This window comes from Solimonas fluminis, from assembly GCF_002930645.1.
Lineage (GTDB): Bacteria > Pseudomonadota > Gammaproteobacteria > Nevskiales > Nevskiaceae > Solimonas_A > Solimonas_A fluminis.
In genome coordinates, this window is the sequence record NZ_PSNW01000014.1 from 35,619 (window position 1) to 56,611 (window position 20,993).

Annotated in this window: 18 protein-coding genes; 7 read left to right on the top strand and 11 right to left on the bottom strand. The window is 69.5% G+C overall.

The window, feature by feature from the left end; genetic code table 11:
• The first annotated feature begins 1 nt into the window (after position 1).
• The 4 genes from sufD (at position 2) to C3942_RS19240 (ending at position 6,565) form a co-directional block, all read left to right on the top strand.
• Positions 2–1,096, top strand: coding sequence for a Fe-S cluster assembly protein SufD (gene sufD, locus C3942_RS19225; RefSeq protein WP_104231997.1), 1,095 nt, complete (start codon positions 2–4; stop codon positions 1,094–1,096).
• Complete coding sequence (locus C3942_RS19230; RefSeq protein ID WP_207766153.1) at positions 1,093–2,301, top strand: aminotransferase class V-fold PLP-dependent enzyme; 1,209 nt, start codon at positions 1,093–1,095, stop codon at positions 2,299–2,301. The genes sufD and C3942_RS19230 overlap by 4 nt, the downstream gene beginning before the upstream one ends.
• Positions 2,302–2,385: 84 nt before the next feature.
• The gene (locus C3942_RS19235) at positions 2,386–5,526 is read left to right on the top strand and encodes an EAL domain-containing protein (RefSeq protein ID WP_114409780.1); all 3,141 of its coding nucleotides are present in this window, start codon (positions 2,386–2,388) and stop codon (positions 5,524–5,526) included.
• 175 nt (positions 5,527–5,701) lie between these two features.
• On the top strand, positions 5,702–6,565 hold the full coding sequence (locus C3942_RS19240) for a helix-turn-helix domain-containing protein (protein ID WP_165797540.1): 864 nt from the start codon (positions 5,702–5,704) through the stop codon (positions 6,563–6,565).
• 58 nt (positions 6,566–6,623) lie between these two features.
• On the opposite strand, the gene C3942_RS19245 is transcribed toward C3942_RS19240, so the two are convergent.
• The 11 genes from C3942_RS19245 to surE all read right to left on the bottom strand — a co-directional run bounded on the left by C3942_RS19245 (position 6,624) and on the right by surE (position 18,992).
• Positions 6,624–8,006, bottom strand: coding sequence for a DUF1329 domain-containing protein (locus tag C3942_RS19245; protein ID WP_104232000.1), 1,383 nt, complete (start codon positions 8,004–8,006; stop codon positions 6,624–6,626).
• 11 nt (positions 8,007–8,017) lie between these two features.
• Entirely contained in the window at positions 8,018–9,598 is a 1,581-nt protein-coding gene (locus tag C3942_RS19250; RefSeq protein ID WP_165797541.1) for a DUF1302 domain-containing protein, read from the bottom strand.
• Positions 9,599–9,852: 254 nt separating this feature from the next.
• Positions 9,853–11,550, bottom strand: coding sequence for a single-stranded-DNA-specific exonuclease RecJ (gene recJ, locus C3942_RS19255; protein ID WP_436286243.1), 1,698 nt, complete (start codon positions 11,548–11,550; stop codon positions 9,853–9,855).
• A gap of 97 nt (positions 11,551–11,647) precedes the next feature.
• Entirely contained in the window at positions 11,648–12,769 is a 1,122-nt protein-coding gene (gene thrC / locus C3942_RS19260; RefSeq protein WP_104232003.1) for a threonine synthase, read from the bottom strand.
• Between the two features lie 46 nt (positions 12,770–12,815).
• Positions 12,816–13,436, bottom strand: a complete 621-nt coding sequence (locus C3942_RS19265; RefSeq protein WP_104232004.1) for a GNAT family N-acetyltransferase — start codon at positions 13,434–13,436, stop codon at positions 12,816–12,818.
• Positions 13,437–13,459: 23 nt separating this feature from the next.
• A complete protein-coding gene (locus C3942_RS19270) occupies positions 13,460–14,767 on the bottom strand; it encodes a homoserine dehydrogenase (protein ID WP_104232005.1) in 1,308 nt (435 codons plus the stop codon).
• Positions 14,764–15,954: an alanine transaminase gene (gene alaC / locus C3942_RS19275; protein ID WP_104232006.1), complete on the bottom strand. Its 1,191-nt coding sequence runs from the start codon at positions 15,952–15,954 to the stop codon at positions 14,764–14,766. The genes C3942_RS19270 and alaC overlap by 4 nt, the downstream gene beginning before the upstream one ends.
• 140 nt (positions 15,955–16,094) lie before the next feature.
• Complete coding sequence (locus C3942_RS19280; RefSeq protein ID WP_133164366.1) at positions 16,095–16,949, bottom strand: peptidoglycan DD-metalloendopeptidase family protein; 855 nt, start codon at positions 16,947–16,949, stop codon at positions 16,095–16,097.
• Positions 16,946–17,551: a DedA family protein gene (locus tag C3942_RS19285; protein WP_104232008.1), complete on the bottom strand. Its 606-nt coding sequence runs from the start codon at positions 17,549–17,551 to the stop codon at positions 16,946–16,948. The genes C3942_RS19280 and C3942_RS19285 overlap by 4 nt, the downstream gene beginning before the upstream one ends.
• On the bottom strand, positions 17,551–18,180 hold the full coding sequence (locus C3942_RS19290; RefSeq protein ID WP_104232062.1) for a protein-L-isoaspartate(D-aspartate) O-methyltransferase: 630 nt from the start codon (positions 18,178–18,180) through the stop codon (positions 17,551–17,553). The genes C3942_RS19285 and C3942_RS19290 overlap by 1 nt, the downstream gene beginning before the upstream one ends.
• Before the next feature lie 65 nt (positions 18,181–18,245).
• On the bottom strand, positions 18,246–18,992 hold the full coding sequence (surE, locus tag C3942_RS19295; RefSeq protein WP_104232009.1) for a 5'/3'-nucleotidase SurE: 747 nt from the start codon (positions 18,990–18,992) through the stop codon (positions 18,246–18,248).
• Positions 18,993–19,061: 69 nt separating this feature from the next.
• Here surE and C3942_RS19300 point away from each other — a divergent pair, with 69 nt between their 5' ends.
• The 3 genes from C3942_RS19300 (at position 19,062) to C3942_RS19310 (ending at position 20,973) form a co-directional block, all read left to right on the top strand.
• Positions 19,062–19,613, top strand: coding sequence for a Smr/MutS family protein (locus tag C3942_RS19300; protein WP_104232010.1), 552 nt, complete (start codon positions 19,062–19,064; stop codon positions 19,611–19,613).
• Positions 19,610–20,026 (top strand): hypothetical protein, encoded by a 417-nt coding sequence (locus C3942_RS19305; protein WP_104232011.1) that lies wholly within the window; start codon positions 19,610–19,612, stop codon positions 20,024–20,026. Before C3942_RS19300 ends, C3942_RS19305 begins: the two co-directional genes overlap by 4 nt.
• Positions 20,027–20,166: 140 nt before the next feature.
• Positions 20,167–20,973: a LamG domain-containing protein gene (locus tag C3942_RS19310; protein WP_104232012.1), complete on the top strand. Its 807-nt coding sequence runs from the start codon at positions 20,167–20,169 to the stop codon at positions 20,971–20,973.
• The last annotated feature ends 20 nt before the right edge of the window (positions 20,974–20,993 follow it).

The window sequence follows — 20,993 nt, forward strand, 5'->3', positions numbered from 1 at the left end:
GATGCTCGACCTCGCCACCTTCCGCAGTGCCTTCGAGGCGCTGCCCGAACCGGCGCGCAGCAGCGCGCGCCGCAAGGCCCTGGATGCCTTCCTGGCCGGAGGCCTGCCCTCCACCGACCTCGAGGAGTGGAAGTACACCGACCTCTCCCCGCTGGCCGCCCTGCCCCCGGCAGCCCTGCTGCCGGAAGCCGAGGCAGCCGGTGAGGGCATCGGCTTCACCGACGCCCTGGACGCGCTCAATGCCGCCTTCGCCGGCGGCAGCACGGAACTGCGCATCGCCGCCGATACGCGCCGCGACGAGCCGATCCGCCCGGCAGACCGCGCGCACCAGCGCCACCGCCTGCACCTGGAGCGCGGCGCCGAGGCGACGCTGATCCTCAACACCTCGGGCGATGGCGCCTTCGAGACCGTGTTCGCCGACATCCGGCTGGACGCGGGCGCGCGCCTGAACCTGGTGCGCCTCAACGACGCCGGTGCCGATGCCCACCGCCTGACGCGCATCAACATGCACCTGGCCCGCGATGCCTGCGCCAACGTAGTCACCGTGGACCTCGGCGGGCGCCTGTCGCGCCATGACCTGAACGTGGACCTCGCCGAGCCCGGCGCGGCGATCCACCTGCACGGCCTCTACGCCCCCGCCGGCGAAGGCCACGTGGACAACCACACGCGCATCGAGCACCGCGCGCCGCATTGCACCAGCCGCGAGCAGTACCGGGGCATCGCGCGCGACAAGGCCCGCGGCGTGTTCAACGGCATGATCCGCGTGCACAAGGACGCCCAGAAGACCGACTCCGAGCAGCGCATCGCGAACCTGATCCTGTCGCCCGGCGCCGAGATCAATGCCAAGCCCGAGCTGGAAATCTACGCCGACGACGTCAAGTGCGCACATGGCGCCACCTTCGGCCAGCTCGACGACGAGGCGTTGTTCTACCTGCGCTCGCGCGGCCTGCCCGAGAGCACGGCCCGCGCCCTGCTGACCTGGACCTTTGCCCACGAGGTGCTGCAGCACATCCACCAGGAGGACGTGCGCGGCCGCGTTACCCGGCGCCTGCTGCGCCAGCTGCCGAACAGCGAGCAGCTGGAGGCCCTGCAGTGAGCGGCTACGACCTGGCGCGGGTGCGCGCCGAATTCCCGATCCTGCGCGAGACGGTGCGCGGCAAGCGCCTGGCCTACCTGGACAACGCCGCCACCACGCAGAAGCCGGAAAGCGTGCTGCGCGCGATGGACGGCTACTACCGCAGCTCCAATGCCAACGTGCACCGTGCCGTGCACGAGCTGGCCGAGCGCGCCACCGGCCTCTACGAGGGCGCGCGAGACCGCATCGCGCGCTGGTTCAAGGCCTCGCGCGAGGAGATCGTCTTCACTCGCGGCACCACCGAGGCGATCAACCTGGTGGCGCGCAGCTTCCTGGCCCCGCGCCTGCAGCCGGGCGACGAGGTCCTGCTGACCGGCATGGAGCACCATTCCAACATCGTGCCCTGGCAGCTGGCCGGCGCGAAGACCGTGGCGGCACCGGTGAACGATGCCGGCGAACTGGTGTTCGAGGAATGGCTGAAGCGGATCGGCCCGCGCACCCGCCTGATCAGCGTGGTGCATGTCTCCAACTCCCTGGGCACGGTCAACCCGGTAGAGGACATCGTCCGCGAGGCCCGCGCCCGCGGCATCCCGGTGCTGGTGGACGGCGCCCAGGCCATCGCCCACCTGCCGGTGGACTTCCCTGCCCTGGGCGCGGACTTCTATGTCTGCTCGGCGCACAAGGCTTACGGCCCCACCGGCTTCGGTTGCCTGGTGGCCAAGCGCGAGCACCTGGAGGCGATGCCCCCCTGGCACGGTGGCGGCGACATGATCCGTACCGTGGCCTTCGAGGGCAGCACCTGGAACGAGGTGCCCTACAAGTTCGAGGCCGGCACGCCGGACATGGCGGGGGCCATCGGCTTTGCCGCCGCGCTGGACTGGATCGAATCGGCGGGCCTGCAGGCCATTGCCGCCCACGAGCACGCCCTGCTGGAGTACGCCACGCCGCGCGTGGCGGCGGTCCCGGGCCTGCGCCTGGTCGGCACCGCCCGCAACAAGGGCGGCATCCTGTCCTTCGTCATGCAGGGCGCCCATCCCCACGACATCGGCAGCATCCTGGACCAGGAGGGCGTGGCGATCCGCACCGGCCACCACTGCACGATGCCGCTGATGGAGCGTTTCGCCGTGCCTGCCACGGCCCGCGCTTCGCTGGCGGCCTACAACGGCGAGGACGACGTTGACCAGCTGGTTGCTGCACTGCACAAGGTGGTCCGGCTGTTCGGCTGAGGCGCTCTGCCCTCCGGACACGATACCTGCTCTACGTTCGGGGGGCTGTGCCGCGCGGTTCCCTGTGCAATCATGGCTTTCCCGATGAATGCTCAGGCCCCCTCCCCGAAAACCGCCGCCCTGCCGGTCCTGCGCTGGCACGAGACGCTGCAGTTCAAGCTGGTCGCGATGCTCACGCTGCTGCTGCTGCTGGCGCTGGTGGCGGCCGCCATCGCCGGCAAGTTCCTGGTGCACGATGAACTGACCGGCGAAACCTTCCGCTACGAGCAGGAGAGCGGCCGCCGCCTGGCGCTGGAGATCGGCCAGTACGCGGCTCAGGCCGAGGAGCTGGCGCGCAGCATCGCCGCATTGGTGCCGCATGCCCATCCGGACAGCCTGAGGACGCTGGTCCCCGCCCTGGCAGCCGGCACCGGCTATGCCGCGGTGGGCATCTGGCCCGAGCCCTACACCCTGCGCAGCGACGCCGAGCGCGCCAGCCTGCTGTGGATGCGCGGCGCCGATGGCCGGCTGCAGCAGCGCGAGGACTACAACGATCCGCGCGTGGTGCCCTACTGGCGCGAGCGCTGGTACACGCCGGCGCGCCAGCTGCAGGAGCCGCGCTGCAGCTGGAGCCTGAGCGTACGCGATCCGCTGTCCAAGGCGGCCACCCTCATCTGCAGCCTGCCGCTGCAGCGCGAGGGGCGCTTTGCCGGCGTGGTCACCGTGGCCCTGCCGATCCCGGCCGTTCTGGAAGCCTTCGCCGCCCGCAGCCGCGACCAGCGCGGCTACTCCCTGCTGCTGGATGCGGAGAACAACATCCTGGCCGCCTCGCCGGCCCTGGCGGAAAAGCTGCCGCAGGACAAGCCGCTCAACCTGGCCGGCCTGGCGCAGGAGTTCGCCGCCTACAACCCGCTGGCGCTGGCCCTGCACGAACGCAACGAGGCACTGCTGGCCGAGTTCGCGCAGTCGCCGCTGGCGGCGGCGGCCAAGAAGCTGAAGGCCGATACCCGCGAGATGTCGCCGGAGGAAGCCCAGACGGCGATGCTGGCGCTGTGGATGGGCGGCAAGGATCGCCCGCTGTGGGAAGCCGAGCCGGGCTTCGTGCGGCTGGGCGCGGACCCGGTGCTGGGCGGCCGCAGCTACGTCTCGGCCTTCGAACTGGGCTACCCCGGCTGGCGCCTGCTGCGCGTGACCTCGGCCAGCGAGGGTTTCGCCGGCGCCGATGCGCTGTTCCTGCGCATGCTGGGACTGACCGCGGTGGCCCTGGTCATCCTGGTCGCGCTGCTGTACCTCGGCTTCCGCGTGCTGGTGCTGGGGCCCCTGTCGAAGATGGTGGAGCGCATGTCGGAAACCTCCGGCACCAACGACACCCTGGGCCTGCTCGCCAACGACAGCGCCGCCAACGAACTGGGACTGTTCGCGCACTGGCACAACGAGCGCGTGCGCCAGCTGCGCGACGTCACCGACCGCAACATCAGCATCAACTCGCAGCTCGCCACCGAGACCAGCGAGCGCCGCAAGCTGCAGGAATCCTCGGCGCGCCAGCTGGAGCGCCACTCGCTGGCCCTGCAGGCCCTGGACGAGGCCGTGATCAGCACCGACGAGAACGGCCGCGTCGAGGACATGAACCCGGCCGCGGAGCGCCTCACCGGCACGCCGCTGAAGGCAGCGCGCGGCCAGGCCTTCGCCGAGGTCTGCGTCACCCGCCACGCCGGCAGCGACGGCGCCTCCGACAGCTACTCCGATCTCGCCCGCGCGGCGATGGAGCGCGGCGCCCGCATCGAGCATGGCGACAGCATGGTGATCGTGCCGCGCGGCGGCGCCGAGCGGCCGGTGATGGCCACGGCCACGCCGATCCGCACGCGCAGCAACCGCATCGCCGGCGCGGTGGTGGTCCTGCGCGAGCGCAGCACCGCGCAGGCCGCGGCCGGGCCAGGCCGCTCGGCCACCGAATCGGCGCGGGTCGCCGGCATCAAGGATCCGCTCACCGGACTGCCCCTGCGCGGCGCCTGCGAGCAGCGCCTGCGCGAGTTGATCGACGCCGCCAAGCTGGCGCCGCGCGGCCACGCCATGCTGTGGCTGGACCTGGACCATTTCTCGCGCGTCGCCGACAGCGGCGGCACCGCGGCCGGCGATGCCGTGCTGGTCCGCCTGTCCGAGCTGCTCGCCAACCTCACCGGCAGCGCCGGCGAACTGTTCCGCATCGGCGCCGATCGCTTCGCGATCCTGCTGGGCAATTCCAGCGCCGACCGGGCGCGGACCTTCGCCGAGGCGCTGCGGCGCACGGTGGCTTCCACCCGCTTCGCCTGGGAGGCGCGCCAGTACAACCTGACGCCGAGCATCGGCATCACCGAGTTCAATGGCCAGTCCGAGGGGGCGCTGGACGTGATGCGCCGCGCCGAGGAAGCCTGCGCCGCGGCCAAGCGCGCTGGCCGCAACAGCATCAAGGTCTACGACGAGAGCATGAGCCGCCACCGCGCGCCGGTCGATGACGCGATCTGGGCACGCCGCATCCGCAACGGCCTGGAGCAGGGCCTGCTCCACCTGACCACGCAGACCCTGCAGCAGGCTCAGCCGCGCCGCGGGCAGATGCTGGAGCTGCAGCTGGCGCTGGAGGACGAGGAAGGCTTCTGGACGCCGGCGCCGGGCTTCATGCCGGCGGCGGAGCGGCAGCGCCTGGCTGGCGAACTGGATCGCTGGACCGTGCAGCGCATCCTAGGCCAGCTGGCACGCCAGCCGGAATCGCTGGGCGACCTGGGGCTCCTGTTCATCCCGCTGTCCGGCGTTTCGCTGATCGACCCGCGCTTCATCGAGAGCGTGATCGAGCAGCTCGGCCAGAGCAATGCCGTGACCGCGGACCGGATCTGCTTCCTGGCCGACCAGAAGGCCCTGCTGGCGCACCCGCAGTCGGCTGCGAATTTTGCCGGCACGCTGCGTTCGATGGGCTGCCGCCTGGCCATCGACGGCTTCAGCGCCCGCGGCGCGGGCGAACTGGCCCTGCTGCGCGCGCTGCCCGCCGAATTCCTGCGCGTGGATGCCACGCTCTACCCCGCCGCCGCCAGCGATCCGGGCGAGCAGGCCCTGGCGGAGTCCACGCTGCGCCTGGCACGTGCGCTGGAGCGCCGCCTGATCGTGCACAACCTCGACGATCCGCGCCTGGCGGAACTGTGGCGGCGCATCGGCGCCGACTACCTGCAGGGCAACGCCCTGGCGCGCGCCGTCCCCCTGGTCTTCGCCTCCGGCTGACTCCTCCAAACGGCTGATCGCGGTGCAGCAAGCACCGCCCTCCATCCGGCGGCAGCCACCGTTCGTCCACACCGCCGCTGAACCGGTTGCCCATTCGATCCGGGCCATGCCAACGTCGTTCCGCGCCGGAAGGAAAAGGCGCAGTTCCGGCTGGATAACCCACGGAAGGTCCACGATGTACACGACGTCCGCGACCATGGCTTCGGGAGCCCCGTTCCACACCGTCCTGGAACGGGAGGTGGAGGACATCCGCTGCTCGCTGGTGCAGCTCGAGCCGGATGCCCCGCGCCACGCCATCCTGCATGACCGGCTCTCCTTCTGGGTGCCGCTCAACGGCCGCCGGCTGGTCTACGACCGCCGTGCGCGCGAATACGAATGCCGCGGCGGCGACAGCATCACGATGACCTCGGGCGGCAATGTCTGGGAAGGCTTCTGGCATGGCGAGGAGTCGCAGGCCTGCGTGTTGCTCGAGGTCGGCGACAGCGTCCTGCGCGAGCACAGCCGCGGGGGACTCGTCCATCCCAATGGCGGACAGATGATCCTGCGGCAGGACGAGCGCATCCGCTACAGCATGCTGGCCCTGTACCAGGATCTGCTGCAGCCCTCGCCGGCTTCGGAGCTCTTCACCGGGCATCTCGCGCGCGGCATCACGCAGCACTACGTCAGCCACTACTGCCGCGCCGCCGACGTTCCCGATGCCGGAGGGCGCGGCCTGTCGGCTCCGGAACTGCGGCGTGTCCGCGAATGCGTGGAAGAGCGGCTGTCGCAGAAGCTCTCGCTGCCGGAGCTGGCTCGGCTCACCGGGCTCAGCGTGCCGGCGTTCTGCCGGCGCTTCCGCGCCAGCACCGGCCTCTCACCCTACCAGTATGTGCTCCGTGCCAAGATCGAGCATGCCAAGGCCGTGCTGGCCCGCGAGGAGATGCCGCTGACCGATCTGGCGCTGTCGCTGGGCTTCTACGACCAGAGCCAGTTCACCAATACATTCCGCCGCATTGCCGGCGTGAGCCCCCGCGACTTCCGGCGCCGCACGGCCGCCTGAGCGCAGCTGCGGGGAGCAGCACGGCGCGCAGTCGCCTGCGCGCCGGCCGCTTCCCGGTTCAGGTGCCGCCACGGCGGCGCACGCCGTCGGTGGTGAACTCGCCCGGCAGCGGCTGCCGGTGGTTGAACTGGTTGGAGGTGGGTTCCTCGCTGGTGATGTTCTCGGCGCTGTAGGCCCGCGAAACCAGGTCGTGGTAGAAGCTCGCGTTGAGATAGTAGAACTTGCCGTCGTAGGCGTAGGCCGCGCAGTTCTCCACCACACGCCACAGATCGCCGCGCGTGTCGTAGTTGTCGGCCAGCAGCACTTGCCAGCTGTCTTCCTCGACGTAGAGCCGGCGCTTGCCGTAGATATGGCGGCTGCCCTTCTTGAGGGTGCCCTCCACCACCCATACGCGGCGCAGTTCGTAGCGGATGAAGTCGGGCTTCGGATGACCGCTGGTGGACACCAGTTCGGCGTACTTGGTGGAGGGGTCCTCCAGCCGGTTGGTGTGGAAGGGCACGTACACCTCGCGGCGGTCCACCAGCTTCCAGTCGTAGCGCTCGGGCGAGCCGTTGAAGCCGTTCTGCTCATCGACCGTGCGCGGCCCCGAATCCATCGGGAAGTCAAAGCCGACGTCGGGCGACTTGCGCAGGCGGCGCGTGCCGGGGTCGTACTGCCAGGCCTGGCGCGGCGCGCCGAAGTAGTCGAGCGTGTTGACCGTGAACGACATCTTGCCGTTGGTGCGCGGCGGGGCCTTCTGGATGGTGATGCTCATCGACTGGATGTCGCTGTCCTTCCAGCCGGCGCGATTGTCGCCCTTCAGGTAGGGATTGAACACCGACAGCGTGGTGCGCGACCAGCTGATGCCGCCGCCAGGCTGCACGTAGGCGCCGACGTTGGGGGCGTCGTAGATCCAGGGGCCAACCAGCGTGATGACGTTGTACACCACCTCGATGCCGGACTTCGGGATCGGGAAGGCAGGGCCGCCATAGGCGCCCTTCAGCGTCAGGCCCTCGTTGCTGAGCTGCGCGCTGGTCGCGTTCAGCTTGACGTTCTGGTTCACCAGGTCGGTGTGGCGGAAATCGCGGTGCGTCGGATAGACGATGATCCGGAACGTGTCCGGGTACTTCTTGAACAGCGCCTTCTGGCCCTCGCTGAGCTTCGCCGAATACTGCGCCATGTTGGCGGCGGTGATGGTGAAGAGCGGCTTCTCGCCGGGATAGGGATCGGCGTTGCGCTTGCCGTCGTACTTCACGTGGTCGGGCGCGCCCAGCCATTTGCCGCTCCAGGCCGGAATGCTGCCGTCGGCATTGCCGGCCATCTCCGCGCCGGTCGGCGTCAGCGTGGTGCCCAGCGCCTTGGCCTCGTCGGCGCTGACCGCGCCCTGGGCTGCAGCGGCGAACAAGGCGGGGATCGCGGCGGCGGCGAGGGTCCGGAGCCGGATGCGTCTGCTGCTGATCATGTGTCGCTCCTCTAGAAGCTGTACTTGATGCTGAAGGCGGCGTTGCTGCGATCGGCCAGGGGCCGCCGCGCCAGGCTCGCGCCGCCGGCATAGCCGTTGTAGGCCAGGCCGACCTCGAGATTGCCGAGATACTTGAAGGTCGGGCCGAAGCTGTAGCGGATGTCGCCCTTGCCGGTGAAGCTGCCGAGCGCGCCGGCGATCGGCGAGGTGCCTTCCAGGCCGTAGCCGTTGACCAGGATCCAGGTCAGGTCCCAGCCTGCCCAGACCTGCTGGTAGCCGGCCTGCAGCGACCATTGCAGGGCGCCGGCGTCGTGGTTGCCGGCCAGGTCGTCGACCGCTACCGGCCCGCCGGCGGTGGGCACGATCAGGGCCTCGGTGTCGGTGACATGCAGGTAGGACACCTCGCCCAGCGCGACCAGCGTGTCCCAGAAGCGCGTCGGCAGGAAGATCTTCAGCAGGTTGAAGTTGCCCTGGATCACGTCGCCGCGGCCCGGCGTGGGAGACGAGCCGACCAGGATGTTGACGCCCGCATCCTGTCGGTAGCTGACTTCCGCACCCACCGCCGTGCCCAGCAGTTCGGTGCTGAGCGAGGCCGAGGTCATCTTGATGTCGTCGGTATAGACCACCTGGTAGCCGCTGGGGAAACCGCCCGCGGTCAGCACGTTGGCGCCGACCGGATTCTTGTCGTTGTAGCGCAGGTAGTGAAGGCTGATCTCGGTAGCGTCGCCGACGCGGTAGCGCGTGCCGATGCCCCATTGCCCGTCATCCCCCGGCTTGTCGTCGGCCGCACGCGGCAGCGCCAGGCCGAACGCCGGAATCAGCAGGCTCTCCGCTCCCGGCCCGACGAGATCGGAGGAGCTGAAGAAAGCGTCCGAGGGATTCAGCTCGGTCCCCTTCCACTGCCACTGCCAGTAGCCCATCAGGCTCAGGCGGTCGGTCGCGCCCCACTGCATGAACAGCTGGCCGGTCGGCAGCAGGATTTCCTTGACCTCGGTACCCGGCACGTTGGACTTGGTGGCATCGGCCGGCGCCTGCGCGCCGCTGGTGTTGGGGAAATACAGGCTCTCCCCCCAGGACACCACCTGGTTGCCGGCGCGGATGTCGAGCGCGGTGTTCCCGACCGGCACGGCGGCGAAGGCATAGAGGTCCAGCATGCGTGCCCGGGCGCCGAGGCGATCGCGCGCGTCGTCGGAGAAGCGGTCCGAGCGGCCGCCGCGATTGAGCGTGGCCTGCGAATCGTTGTCGCTGTCGTGGAAGTAGACGTCGTCGTAGAAGGCGCTGCCTCGCGCGACCAGGCCGTACTGCCGGTAGCGGAAGGTGCCCTCGGCCAGCAGCGCGAGACGGTTGTTGATCAGGGCATTCTTGTCGAAGGCACGGTTGCCGTCGTCGCCGTTGACGTTGGCCAGCAGCTCGGGGTCGGCATCGTCGGTGCGCATCGCCAGGCTGTAGGTCAGGTTGGCCGCGTAGTCCAGCGACATGCCGGAGCCCAGGTCGCGCGTGCCCGCCTGGGCGGGTGCGGCAGCCAGCGCAAGACCGGCCCCCAGGGTGACTGCCGTGCAGGTTCTCGCAAATGCCGGACTGGGCGGACGCATGGTTTCTCCTCCTACGCCTCTGGTTCGCATGGGCCGGTCGGTCCTTCCCCGTCCCTTGTGCGGGAAGTCCTACCGTGGCCCCGAGCTTTCCCCATCGCAAAACGCAGGGGCTTGGCGAATCGGATCGGATTTGGCGAATCCGATCGGCGCGATTTCCGTTCCAGGCAAGCGGGCCGGCTGCAGCAGGCAGGAGCAGACGCCGCGGCGCAACAAAAAGCCCCGCGAAGGCGGGGCTTGGAGGAAACGCGGCAGCGCTAGAGCGGTTGCAGGTGCTCGATGCGCAGGTCCAGCGACTCCGCGCCCTGCCAGCGGTTCACCGCCAGCGTGAACACCGCCTGCAGGCGGCTGCGCGGCGACTGCAGGCGTGCGCCGCCGTGGAAGTCCACCGCGGTCAGCGGCGCGCCGCCGGCGGCGCTGCGCAGGCGGTACTTGGCGTGCTGGCCGTCGCTGCCGATCAGGCGCGCATCCAGCACCTCGAAGCGGCCCTCGAACATCGGCTCGGGAAACCCCTGCCCCCAGGGCCCGGCATGTTCCAGCTGCAGGGCCGTGGCCAGCTGGAGTTCCTCCGCCAGCAGCTCGCCGTCGGTCTCCAGCACGCGCTGCAGCTGGGCCTGGCTGAGCCACTCGCGGCAGATGGCGTCGAAGGCCTGGCCGAACGCGGCCAGGTGGGCCTCGGGCAGGCTCAACCCGGCCGCCATCGCATGGCCGCCGAAGCGGCCGATCAGGCCAGGCTGGCGTGCATCGATCGCCGCCAGGGCGTCGCGCACGTGCAGGCCGTCAATGGAACGCGCCGAGCCCTTCAGCAGGCCCGGCTCCTGTGCGCGCGCGAAGGCGATGGAGGGACGGTGCAGGCGCTCCTTCAGCTTGGAGGCGACCAGGCCGACGATGCCCTCGTGCCAGTCTTCCTCGAACACCACGACGCCGACGGCTTCGCTGTCCTCGCTGAGCAGCAAGGCTTCCTCGCTCATCTGCGCCTGCAGTTCGCGGCGTTCGCGGTTGAAGCGGTCCAGCTGCGCCGCCAGGCCCTGCGCCGCCTCCTCCGAATCCGCCAGCAGGCAGTCGATGCCGGTGCGGATGTCGTCGAGCCGCCCGGCCGCGTTGATGCGCGGCCCCAGGGCGAAGCCGAGGTCCACCGAACCGACGCGCGAGGGCTCGCGGCCGGCCAGCTTCAGCAGCGCCAGCAGGCCCGGACGTGCGCGGCCGGCGCGGATGCGGCGCAGGCCGTTCTCCACCAGGATGCGGTTGTTGTAGTCCAGCCGCGCGAGGTCGGCGACGGTGCCCAGCGCCACCAGGTCCAGCCACTCCGACAGGTTCGGCTCCGGCTGTCCCTCGAAGGCGCCGCGGCGGCGCAGCTCGGCGCGCAGGGCCAGCAGCAGGTAGAACATCACGCCGACGCCGGCCAGCGCCTTGGAGGCGAAGCCGCAGCCCGGCTGGTTGGGATTGACGATGGCGTCGGCGCCGGGCAGTTCCGGCCCCGGCAGGTGGTGGTCGGTCACCACCACGCTCAGGCCCAGTTCCTGGGCGTGTCTCACGCCGGCCAGGCTGGCGATGCCGTTGTCCACGGTCACCAGCACGCCGGCACCGGTCGCCGCTGCCAGTTCCGCCAGCTCCGGCGACAGGCCGTAGCCCATGCGGAAACGGTCCGGCACCACGTAGTGCACCTCGGCGGCGCCAAGGGCACGCAGGCCCAGCACGCCCAGCGCGGTGCCGGTGGCGCCGTCGGCATCGTAGTCCCCGGCGATGACGATGCCCTCTCCTGCCTCGATGGCGTCGGCCAGCAGTGCCGCCGCCGGCTCGATGCCGCGCAGCCCGGCGGGCGGCAGCAGATGCTTGAGCTCGAGCGAGAGTTGCGCCGCTTCCACGCCGCGCGCTGCGTAGAGGCGGCGCAGTACCGGGTGCAGGCTGTCCGGGAAACCGACGGCATCGGCGGCGGGACGGGGGCGGATCAGCAGGGTCATCGACGCTTCCCTTGGCACAAGTCGTAGGAGCGGCTGTTAGCCGCGATACTTGCGTCGCGGCTAACAGCCGCTCCTACGACACAAGCAGGCTTCAGGCGAGGCGATCGAGCAGCGCCTTCTCGACGGCGGCGCGCTCGGCCGGCACCTGGATCAGGCCCTGCAGGCCACCCTTGACGATGATGTCCGGGTCCTTGAGTCCGTTGCCGGTCAGCGTGCAGACCACGGTGCTGCCCTGGGCGATCTTGCCGGCCTTGATGTCGCGCAGCGCACCGCAGAGCGAGGCGGCCGAGGCCGGCTCGCAGAACACGCCTTCCCTCTCGGCCAGGAAGCGCTGGGTCTTCAGGATTTCCTCGTCGACGCACTCGTCGAACCAGCCGCCCGACTCCTCGCGCACGACCCAGGCCTGCTTCCAGGACTGCGGGTCGCCGATGCGGATGGCGGTGGCGACGGTTTCCGGATCCTTCACCGGGCCGCCGCGCATGAACGGCGCCGAGCCCGCCGCCTGGTAGCCGACCATCTTCGGGCGGTTGGAGACGATCTGGGCGGTGGAATAGTTGCGCAGTTCCGGCGGCAGGGTGTTGGCGCCGGTGGTGAAGCCCGACACCTCGGAGTAGCCGATCCAGTGCGCCGTGATGTTGCCGGCGTTGCCGACCGGCAGGCAGTGGTAGTCCGGCGCGCGGCCCAGGGCCTCGGCGATCTCGAAGGCCGCGGTCTTCTGGCCCTGCAGGCGGAAGGGGTTGATCGAGTTGACGATGGTCACCGGCGCGGTCTCGGCCACTTCCTTGACCAGGCGCATGCCGTCGTCGAAGTTGCCCTGGATCTGTACCACGACGGCCCCGTGCACCACGGCCTGGGCCAGCTTGCCCAGGGCGATCTTGCCTTCCGGGATCAGCACGAAGGCGGTGATGCCGGCGCGCGCGGCGAAGGCGGCGGCGGCGGCCGAGGTGTTGCCGGTGGAGGCGCAGATGATGGCGCGCGAGCCCTCGTGCACGGCCTGGGTCACGGCCGAGGTCATGCCGCGGTCCTTGAAGGAGCCGGTGGGGTTCAGGCCCTCGAACTTCACGAAGATCTCGCCCTCGAAGCCGACCAGCTTCGGGATGTTCTCGAGCCTGATCAGCGGCGTGCGGCCCTCGCCCAGGGAGATCGCACGGACCTCGGGGGCAAACGGCAGGCGGGAGCGGTATTGGTCGATCAGGCCGGTATAGCGGGTCACGTCGGATTCTCTAGGGGCGCCGAAGCAGGGTTTGAACAGGTGGATTTTACGCCAGTTTGCGTTCCAGGCCGGCCTTCACCGCCGGCCAGTCGCTGTCGATGATGCTGAAGTACACCGAATCCCGCAGGCGGCCGCCCTCCACGATCATGTGGCGGCGGAAGATGCCTTCCTCGGTTGCCCCGATGCGCGCCAGGGCGCGCCGCGAGGCCTGGTTGCGGGAATCGGTCTTGAACTCGACGCGGACCAGGCCCAGGGTCTCGAAGGCATGGCGCAGCATCAGGTACTTGGATTCGGTATTGGCCGCGGTGCGCTGGAAGGCCGGGGCCAGCCAGGTCCAGCCGATCTCGGCACGGCGATGGCCGGCATCGACCGCGGCGAAGCGGGTGCTGCCGATGACCCGGCCGCTGGCGGCGTCGACCTGCACGAAGGGCAGCGCCACCCCGTTGGCCTGCCAGTCCAGCGCCTGCTGGCCCCAGGCGCGCATGCGCTCCGGGCCCTGGGCGGACTGCGGATACCAGGCCCAGACCGCGGGGTCGGCCCCGGCCTCGACCAGCGCCGGCACGTGGCCGAGCGCCAGCGGCTCCAGCCGCAGGTGGCGCCCGGCCAGGGTGACCGGCTCCAGCTTCAGCGGCGTGCGCGCCAGCGCGGCGTAGTGTTCGGCGTTCATGGCAACGCCGGCGCGAGCGCCGGCTAGTCGAACTTCTCGACGCGGAAGCGTGCGATGCCCTCGCGCACGAACGGCAGGGTCTGCATCTCGGCCATGGCGGTGGCCAGGCGCTGCTCCGACACCACCGAGGTGATCAGGGCCACCTTGGCATCCTCGCCGCCATGCGGCTCGCGCTGGATGATGGCCTCCACGCTGATGTCATGGGCGGCCAGGATCGCGGTGATCTTGGACAGCACGCCCGGCTCGTCGGCCACCCGCAGGCTCAGGTAGTTGGCCGACTCGGTGTCGGCCGCCGGCACCAGCGGCAGCGGCTTGACCGCGTCGGGCTGGAAGGCCAGCGCCGGCACGGTGTAGCGCGACTCGCCGGTCAGCGCACGCGCGATGTCGACGATGTCGGCGACCACCGAGGAGGCGGTGGCCTCGCTGCCGGCGCCGCGGCCGTAGAAGCCGACCTGGCCCACGGCATTGCCCTTGACCAGCACCGAGTTCAGCACGCCGTCGACCTTGGCCAGCAGCTTGTCCTCGGGGATGAAGGTGGGCTGCACGCGCAGCTCCACCCCGCCCTCGCTGCGCTTGGCGATGCCCAGCAGCTTGATGCGGTAGCCGAGCTGGCGGGCGTTGGCGATGTCCTGCGAGGTCACGCGAGTGATGCCCTCGGTGGCCACGGCCTCGAAGGACAGCGGGATGCCGAAGGCGATCGAGGCCAGGATGGTCAGCTTGTGCGCCGCATCCACGCCCTCGATGTCGAAGGTCGGATCGGCCTCGGCATAGCCGAGCTTCTGCGCCGCGGCCAGGGCCTCGGCGAAGTCCTCGCCCTTCTCGGTCATCTGCGTGAGGATGTAGTTGCAGGTGCCGTTGATGATGCCGGCGACGCTTTCGATGCGGTTGCCGGCCAGGCCCTCGCGGATGGCCTTGATGATGGGAATGCCGCCGGCCACCGCCGCCTCGAAGGCCACGGCCACGCCGGCCTTGCGGGCGGCGTCGAAGATGCGGTTGCCGTCCTGGGCGATCAGCGCCTTGTTGGCGGTGACCACGGACTTGCCGCGCCCGATGGCGGCCAGGATCAGCTCGGCCGCCGGCGAGTGGCCGCCGATCAGCTCGGCGACGACGTCCACGTCGGCATCGCGGGCGATGCTCATGGAATCGGTGGTGAGCTGCACGCCCGTCAGGTCCACGCCGCGCTCGCGCGACAGGTCACGCGCGCTGGCGTGCGTCACGACCACCGGGCGGCCGACACGGCGGGTGATTTCCTCCGCATTCTCGCGCAGGACCTTGATGACGCCCTGGCCGACGGTGCCGAGGCCGATGAGACCGACTCTGATGGGTTTCATACTCTCGATTCTTTCAACATCTTCTTGATGCCGCGGACAGCTTGGCGCGTGCGGTGCTCGTTTTCGATCAGCGCGAAGCGCACGTGGTCGTCGCCGTACTCGCCGAAGCCGATGCCCGGCGACACGGCGACCTTGGCCTCGTTCATCATCAGCTTGGAGAACTCCAGGCTGCCGAGCTTGGCGAAGGGCTCCGGGATCTTGGCCCAGATGAACATGCTGGCCTTGGGAATCTGCACGTTCCAGCCGGCCGAATGCAGACCTTCGCAGAGCACGTCGCGGCGCTCCTGGTACATCTGCGCGATGTCCCTGACGCAGTCCTGCGGGCCTTCCAGCGCGGCGATGGAGGCGACCTGCACCGGCGTGAAGGTGCCGTAGTCCAGGTAGCTCTTCATGCGGCTGAGCGCGTAGCACAGCTCCTTGTTGCCGCACATGAAGCCGGTGCGCCAGCCCGGCATGTTGTAGCTCTTGGACAGCGTGAAGAACTCCACGCCGACGTCCTTGGCTCCCGGCACCTGCAGGAACGACGGCGCCTTCCAGCCATCGAACACGATGTCGGCGTAGGCGATGTCGTGGATCACCCAGAAGTCGTACTCCTTGGCCATCTGCACGACGCGCTCGAAGAAGTCCAGCTCCACGCACTCGGCGGTGGGGTTGCCGGGGAAGTTCAGGATCAGGAACTTCGGACGCGGCCAGCATTCCTTGATCGCCCGTTCCAGCTCGGCGAAGAAGTCGGTGCCCGGCGTCAGGCGCACATGGCGCACGTCGGCACCGGCGATGACCGCGCCGTAGGGATGGATCGGGTAAGCCGGGTTCGGCACCATGACCACGTCGCCGCGGTCCAGCGTGGCCAGCATCAGGTGCGCCAGGCCTTCCTTTGAACCGATCGTGGCGACAGCCTCGGTCTCGGGGTCCAGATCCACGTCGAAGCGGGTCTTGTACCAGCGCGCGATCGCGCGGCGCAGGCGCGGGATGCCCTTGGACACGGAGTAGCGGAACACCGCCGGGTCTTCGCGCTGCACCACCTCGACCAGCTTGTCGATGATGTGCCGGGGCGTGGCCTGGTCGGGATTGCCCATCGAGAAATCGATGACGTCCTCGCCGCGGGCCCGCGCACCCTTCTTCAACTCGCCGATGACGTTGAAGACGTAGGGTGGCAGCCGCTGGATGCGCGGGAATTCATTCTTCATGAAGAGGCCTTCATGGCGGATTTCACAGGGAGTTCCAGCGGTTAGGCGGAAAAAGGGGGCGTATTATCAAGTCGCCGGGCCGGATGTTCAATGTACAGCCGCCCCCAGGAACGACCGGCACAGCCGGCCGCCGGCCGGGCTCAGCCCGGCTTGGCCGCCGGCTTGGACTTGGCCGGCAGGAACCCCACCGGATTCACCGGCTTGCCGCGCTCGCGGATCTCGAAGTGCAGCAGCGGCTTGTTCTCCGGCCCCAGGCCCATCTCCCCGATCGGCTGGCCGGTGGTGACGACGTCGCCTTCCTTGACGTGGCGCTGGCGGTTGTAGCCGTAGGCCGACAGGTGGACCTCGTCATGCTTGATGATGATCAGCTCGCCGTAGCCCTTCAGGGCGTTGCCGCTGTACACCACCCGCCCCGGGGCGGCGGCGAACACCGGCTGGCCCACGCTGCCGGTGAAGTCCAGGCCCTTGTTGCCCTGCGCCGGCTCATAGCCACGCGCCACCGTGCCGTTGGTCGGCCAGGTCCATTGGAAACCGGCGGTATCCACCACCACGGCCCCCGGGGGCTCCAGCGGCGGCGGCGGGGTATCGGCGGTGATCGGCTCGGACTTGACCGGGGCCACGTCGGCCTCGGGCGCGGCGGTGGTTTCGACGTCGCCCTCGGTGAAACGCGGCCGGGGTGCCGGCGGGGGCGGCTTCAGCCGCAGCACCTGGCCGGGGCGGATGAGGTAGTCGGACCCGATGCCGTTCCAGCGCGCCAGTTCGCGGAAGTCCAGGTTGTTGCGGAAGGCGATGGCATAGACCGTGTCGCCGCGCTGGACCAGGTGGTCGTCCGCGCCGACGGGGCGTTCCGGCCGCGCCGGCGCCTCCGCGGCCGGCGCCGCCTTCTTGCCGTTGTACACCGTGCGCTCCCCGGTTTCCCAGGAAGCCAGGCCCGCGCAGCCCCCCAGCGCCAGGACGCCGAGCGACAGCATGGCGGAGCGCAGCACGGCCCTCACGCGACACCCCCGGAGCGGCGGCGCAGCAGGAACCACAGGCCGAAGACGGCCGTCAGCAGCACGGCGGCGATGCCCAGCTCATGGGTGTATTCGGTGATGGCCTGGATCGCCGGCTCGCCGAAGAAGTACCCGGCCGCCACCAGGACCGCGCACCACAGCGTGGCGCCGACGGTGGTGATCACCGCGAAGGGCAGCAGGGCCATGCCGAACACGCCGGCGGGCAGCGAGATCAGGTGGCGGATCACGGGCAGCAGACGTCCGACGAAGGTGGCCAGGTTCGCGTTCTTCAGGAACAGCGCTTCCGCCTCGTGGTACTTCTGCTCGTTGATCAGGAAGTACCTGCCGTAGCGCAGCAGGAAGGCCCGGCCGGCGTAGCGGCCCAGCGCATAGTTGGCGCTGGCGCCGATCAGGGAGCCCAGGCCGCCGGCGGCCACCGCCAGGAAGGGGTTCAGCTGGCCCTTGGCGGCGAGATAGCCGGCCGGGATCATCACCAGCTCCGAGGGCACCGGGAACAGGCTGGATTCCAGCGCCATCAGGAACACGATCTCGGCATAGCCGAGGTGCGCCAGGATGCCGCTGAGCCACTGGCCGAAGGCTTCCATCAGGCCTTACCCGCCAGCAGGGGCACGAAGCTCACAGGGGTGACGTCCTGTTCCTTGAAGGCTCCGGTGATGCGGCGGTCGATCACGCGCAGCACCTGGCCGCCCTGCGGCCCCACCGGGATCACCAGGCGGCCGCCCTTGTCGAGCTGCGCGAGCAGGGCCGGCGGCACGCTCTCGGCCCCGGCGGTGACCAGGATGCCGTCGTAGGGCGCATAAGGCATCCAGCCCTGCATGCCGTCGGCGTAGCCGAAGTGCACGTTGCGGCAGCCGATCCCGGTCAGGCGCTTGCGGGCGACCTCCGACAGCGGCTTGATGCGCTCCACCGTGAACACCACGTCCACCAGGTCGGACAGGACCGCGGTCTGGTAGCCGCTGCCGGTGCCGATCTCCAGCACGCGCTTGAGCCGCTTGCCCTGCAGCAGCAGCTGCGTCATCAGCGCCACGATGTAGGGCTGGGAGATGGTCTGGGCGTGGCCGATGGGCAGGGCGTCGTTGTCGTAGGCCCGGGTCTTCAGGGCCTCGGAGACGAACTCGTGCCGCGGCAGCTTGGCCATGGCGGCCAGCACCTTCTCGTCGCTGATGCCCAGGCGGCGCAGTTCGTCGATCAGGCGCGAGCGCGGCGCCGGTATGGCGGCCGCGCCGCCGTTGGCCGCGGCACGAGCCTGGGCCGGCGTCTTGTTGCGCAGGTCGTACCTCACAGGCGGCTGGCCCACTGCCCCAGCCGGTCCAGCAGGCTGTGGCGCGTCAGGTCCACCAGGATCGGCGTGATCGAGGCGCGGTTCTGCGCCACGGCATGGAAATCGGTGCCCGGGCCGCAGTCGGCCTCGCCGCCGGCGGCGCCGATCCAGTAGATCGGCCGGCCGCGCGGGTCGGCTGACTTGGTGACGGATTCGGCGCGGTGCCGGTTGCCCAGCCGGGTGACCTCGAAGCCCTGCAGCTGCTCCCAGGGGATGTCCGGCACGTTGACGTTGAGGATCGTGTCGCCCGGCAGCGGATCTTCCGCCAGCCGCTCGACCAGGCGCAGCGTGACCCGCGCGGCGGTCTCGAAATGCTTCGGGGTATGCGAAACGCAGGACACCGCGATCGCCGACAGGCCCAGGTGGCGGCCTTCCATCGCGGCGGCCACGGTACCGGAATACAGGGTGTCGTCGCCCAGGTTGGCGCCGGCATTGATGCCGGAAACGACCATGTCGGGCTTGGTGTCGAGCAGGCCGGTCAGCGCCAGATGCACGCTGTCGGTGGGAGTGCCGTCGACGCACCAGACGCCGTCCGGGTGGCATTGGGCGCGGATCGGGTTCAGCAGGGTCAGCGAGTTGCTGGCGCCGCTGCGGTTGCGGTCCGGGGCCACCACGGTGACCTCGTGGTGGCGGCGGAGGTGTTCGTGCAGGCAGCGCAGGCCCGGCGCCATGCAGCCGTCGTCGTTGGAGAGCAGGATTTTCATGCGAACCGAATTAGCTGGCCCTAGTTTACCGGTTCAGGGGCTATGATGGTTGAGTTGGAAGGATTTTTCATGCCCGGACACCACCCCGACGAAGACGACAGCGCCCTGTTCCGCGAGGCGGTCCGGGACGTGCGCCCGAAAGGCCCCAGCGAGCACGTCACCCTGAGCGGGCGGCGGCTGTCGACGGTGCCGCGTTCACGCGAGGCAGACGACCGCCAGGTGATGCGGGAACTGCTGGAAGAGCCCGACGAGCTGTTCGAAAGCGGCGACACCCTGGCCTATCGGGCCGAGGGCATCCAGGACGGCGTGTTCCGCAAGCTGCGCCGCGGCCAGTACCGGATCGAGCGGGAACTGGACCTGCATGGCCTGAACCGCGACCGCGCCCGCGAGGCCGTCAGCCGCTTCCTGGCGCTGTGCCTGGACCAGGACCTGCGCTGCGTGCGCATCATCCATGGCAAGGGCAACGGCTCGCCGAACTCCGGCCCGGTGATCAAGAGCCTGCTCGACGGCTGGCTGCGCAAGCGCCGCGACGTGCTGGCCTTCTGCTCGGCACGCCCGGTGGACGGCGGCACCGGGGCGGTCTACGTGCTGCTGCGCCGCCGCAGCGGCGGCCCGGCGTGAAGGGAGCCGGCGGCCGGCTGCTGCGCCTGGCCTGGCCCCTGCCCTGGACCCTGGCCGGCCTGCTGCTGGCCTTGCCGGCCCTGCTGGGCGGCGGCTGGCAGTGGCGCCGGGTGGATGGTACGGGAGCCCTGTGCGCCCACGGCGGCCTGAGCGGCCGGATACTGGCCCGGAGCTGGATCGGTGCCATCACCATCGGCCACCTCGTACTGGCCAGGGACAGCGCCACGCTGGAACGCACCCTGGCCCACGAACTGGTCCACGTGCGGCAGTTCGAGCGCTGGGGGCTGCTGTTCCCGCTGCTGTACCTCTGGGCCTCCTGGGAGGCCTGGCGCCATGGCGGACGAGCCTACTGGGACAACCGCTACGAAGTCGAGGCCCGGATGGCGGAGCCTGCCAGAAGCGTCCGGCACTGAATCACGACGGCCATGCCGTCCGGCTTCCGAATCGTGACTTCGGTCTCAATTAAATCGGCCGTTTCAGTCGAGACCAATCAAGGCCGGCGCGCCGTCAGTAAACTCCTCGCCATCCATCCGCACCGCGCTTGTGATCGCCCATGAAAGCATCCTCTTCCCGGCTTGGCTCCCTTTTCGCAAGACTTGCCCTGCCCTGCCTGCTTGGCTTCGGCCTGGCAGCCTGCGGAGGCGGAGGAGGAAGCGGGGAGGAAGAGGAGGTCGGCTCGGACCGGGTGTTCTACAACTTCGACGAAGCAGGGGGTAGCATCGCCCGCAACAGCAGCTTTGATGGACTCCACGGCACGTTGATCGGCGTTCTGCGCTCCGAGGGCCATTCCGGCCAAGCGGTCGACTTCACCGCACAAGCCGGCAGCCATGTGCTGTTCGACATCTGCTGCAATGACGACGTCATTGTGGAGTTTCCCGAGAACGCGATCACTCTCGCCATGTGGTTGCGACCCGCTTCCGCCAATCCCGACCCCGACTCTTCCCGCCAGATTCTTGGTGGCACGGGAGGGGGCATACAGAGTTTCATGCTGGAGATAAAAGAGGATCGGGTCGAATTCCTGCTCTGCCAGCCCAATACGGCGGGCCCGTTCTTCTCGATCGTCAGGAGCGTATCAGCGCTTCCCGAGCAGCAATGGACCCATGTGGCGGTGGTCTATGACGGAAGCACGGCCGTGCTGTACGTCAATGGGTTGGAAGACAGCCGGACGAGCATCTCGACACCCGTATCGAGGGTTTACAACGATCTCATCCTGTCGTTCCCGGGCCGCGTCGACGATCTGTTCATGTCCTCTGCGGCGCTTACCCGGGATCAGGTACAGGCTCTGATGGCCGGCGCCTGGGAGGCCCCGGCGGCAACGGTTCCGCCGAAGGCGCTTTTCCGACGATCCGCGGCGCCTTAAGCGCCATCGCCACGGAGAAT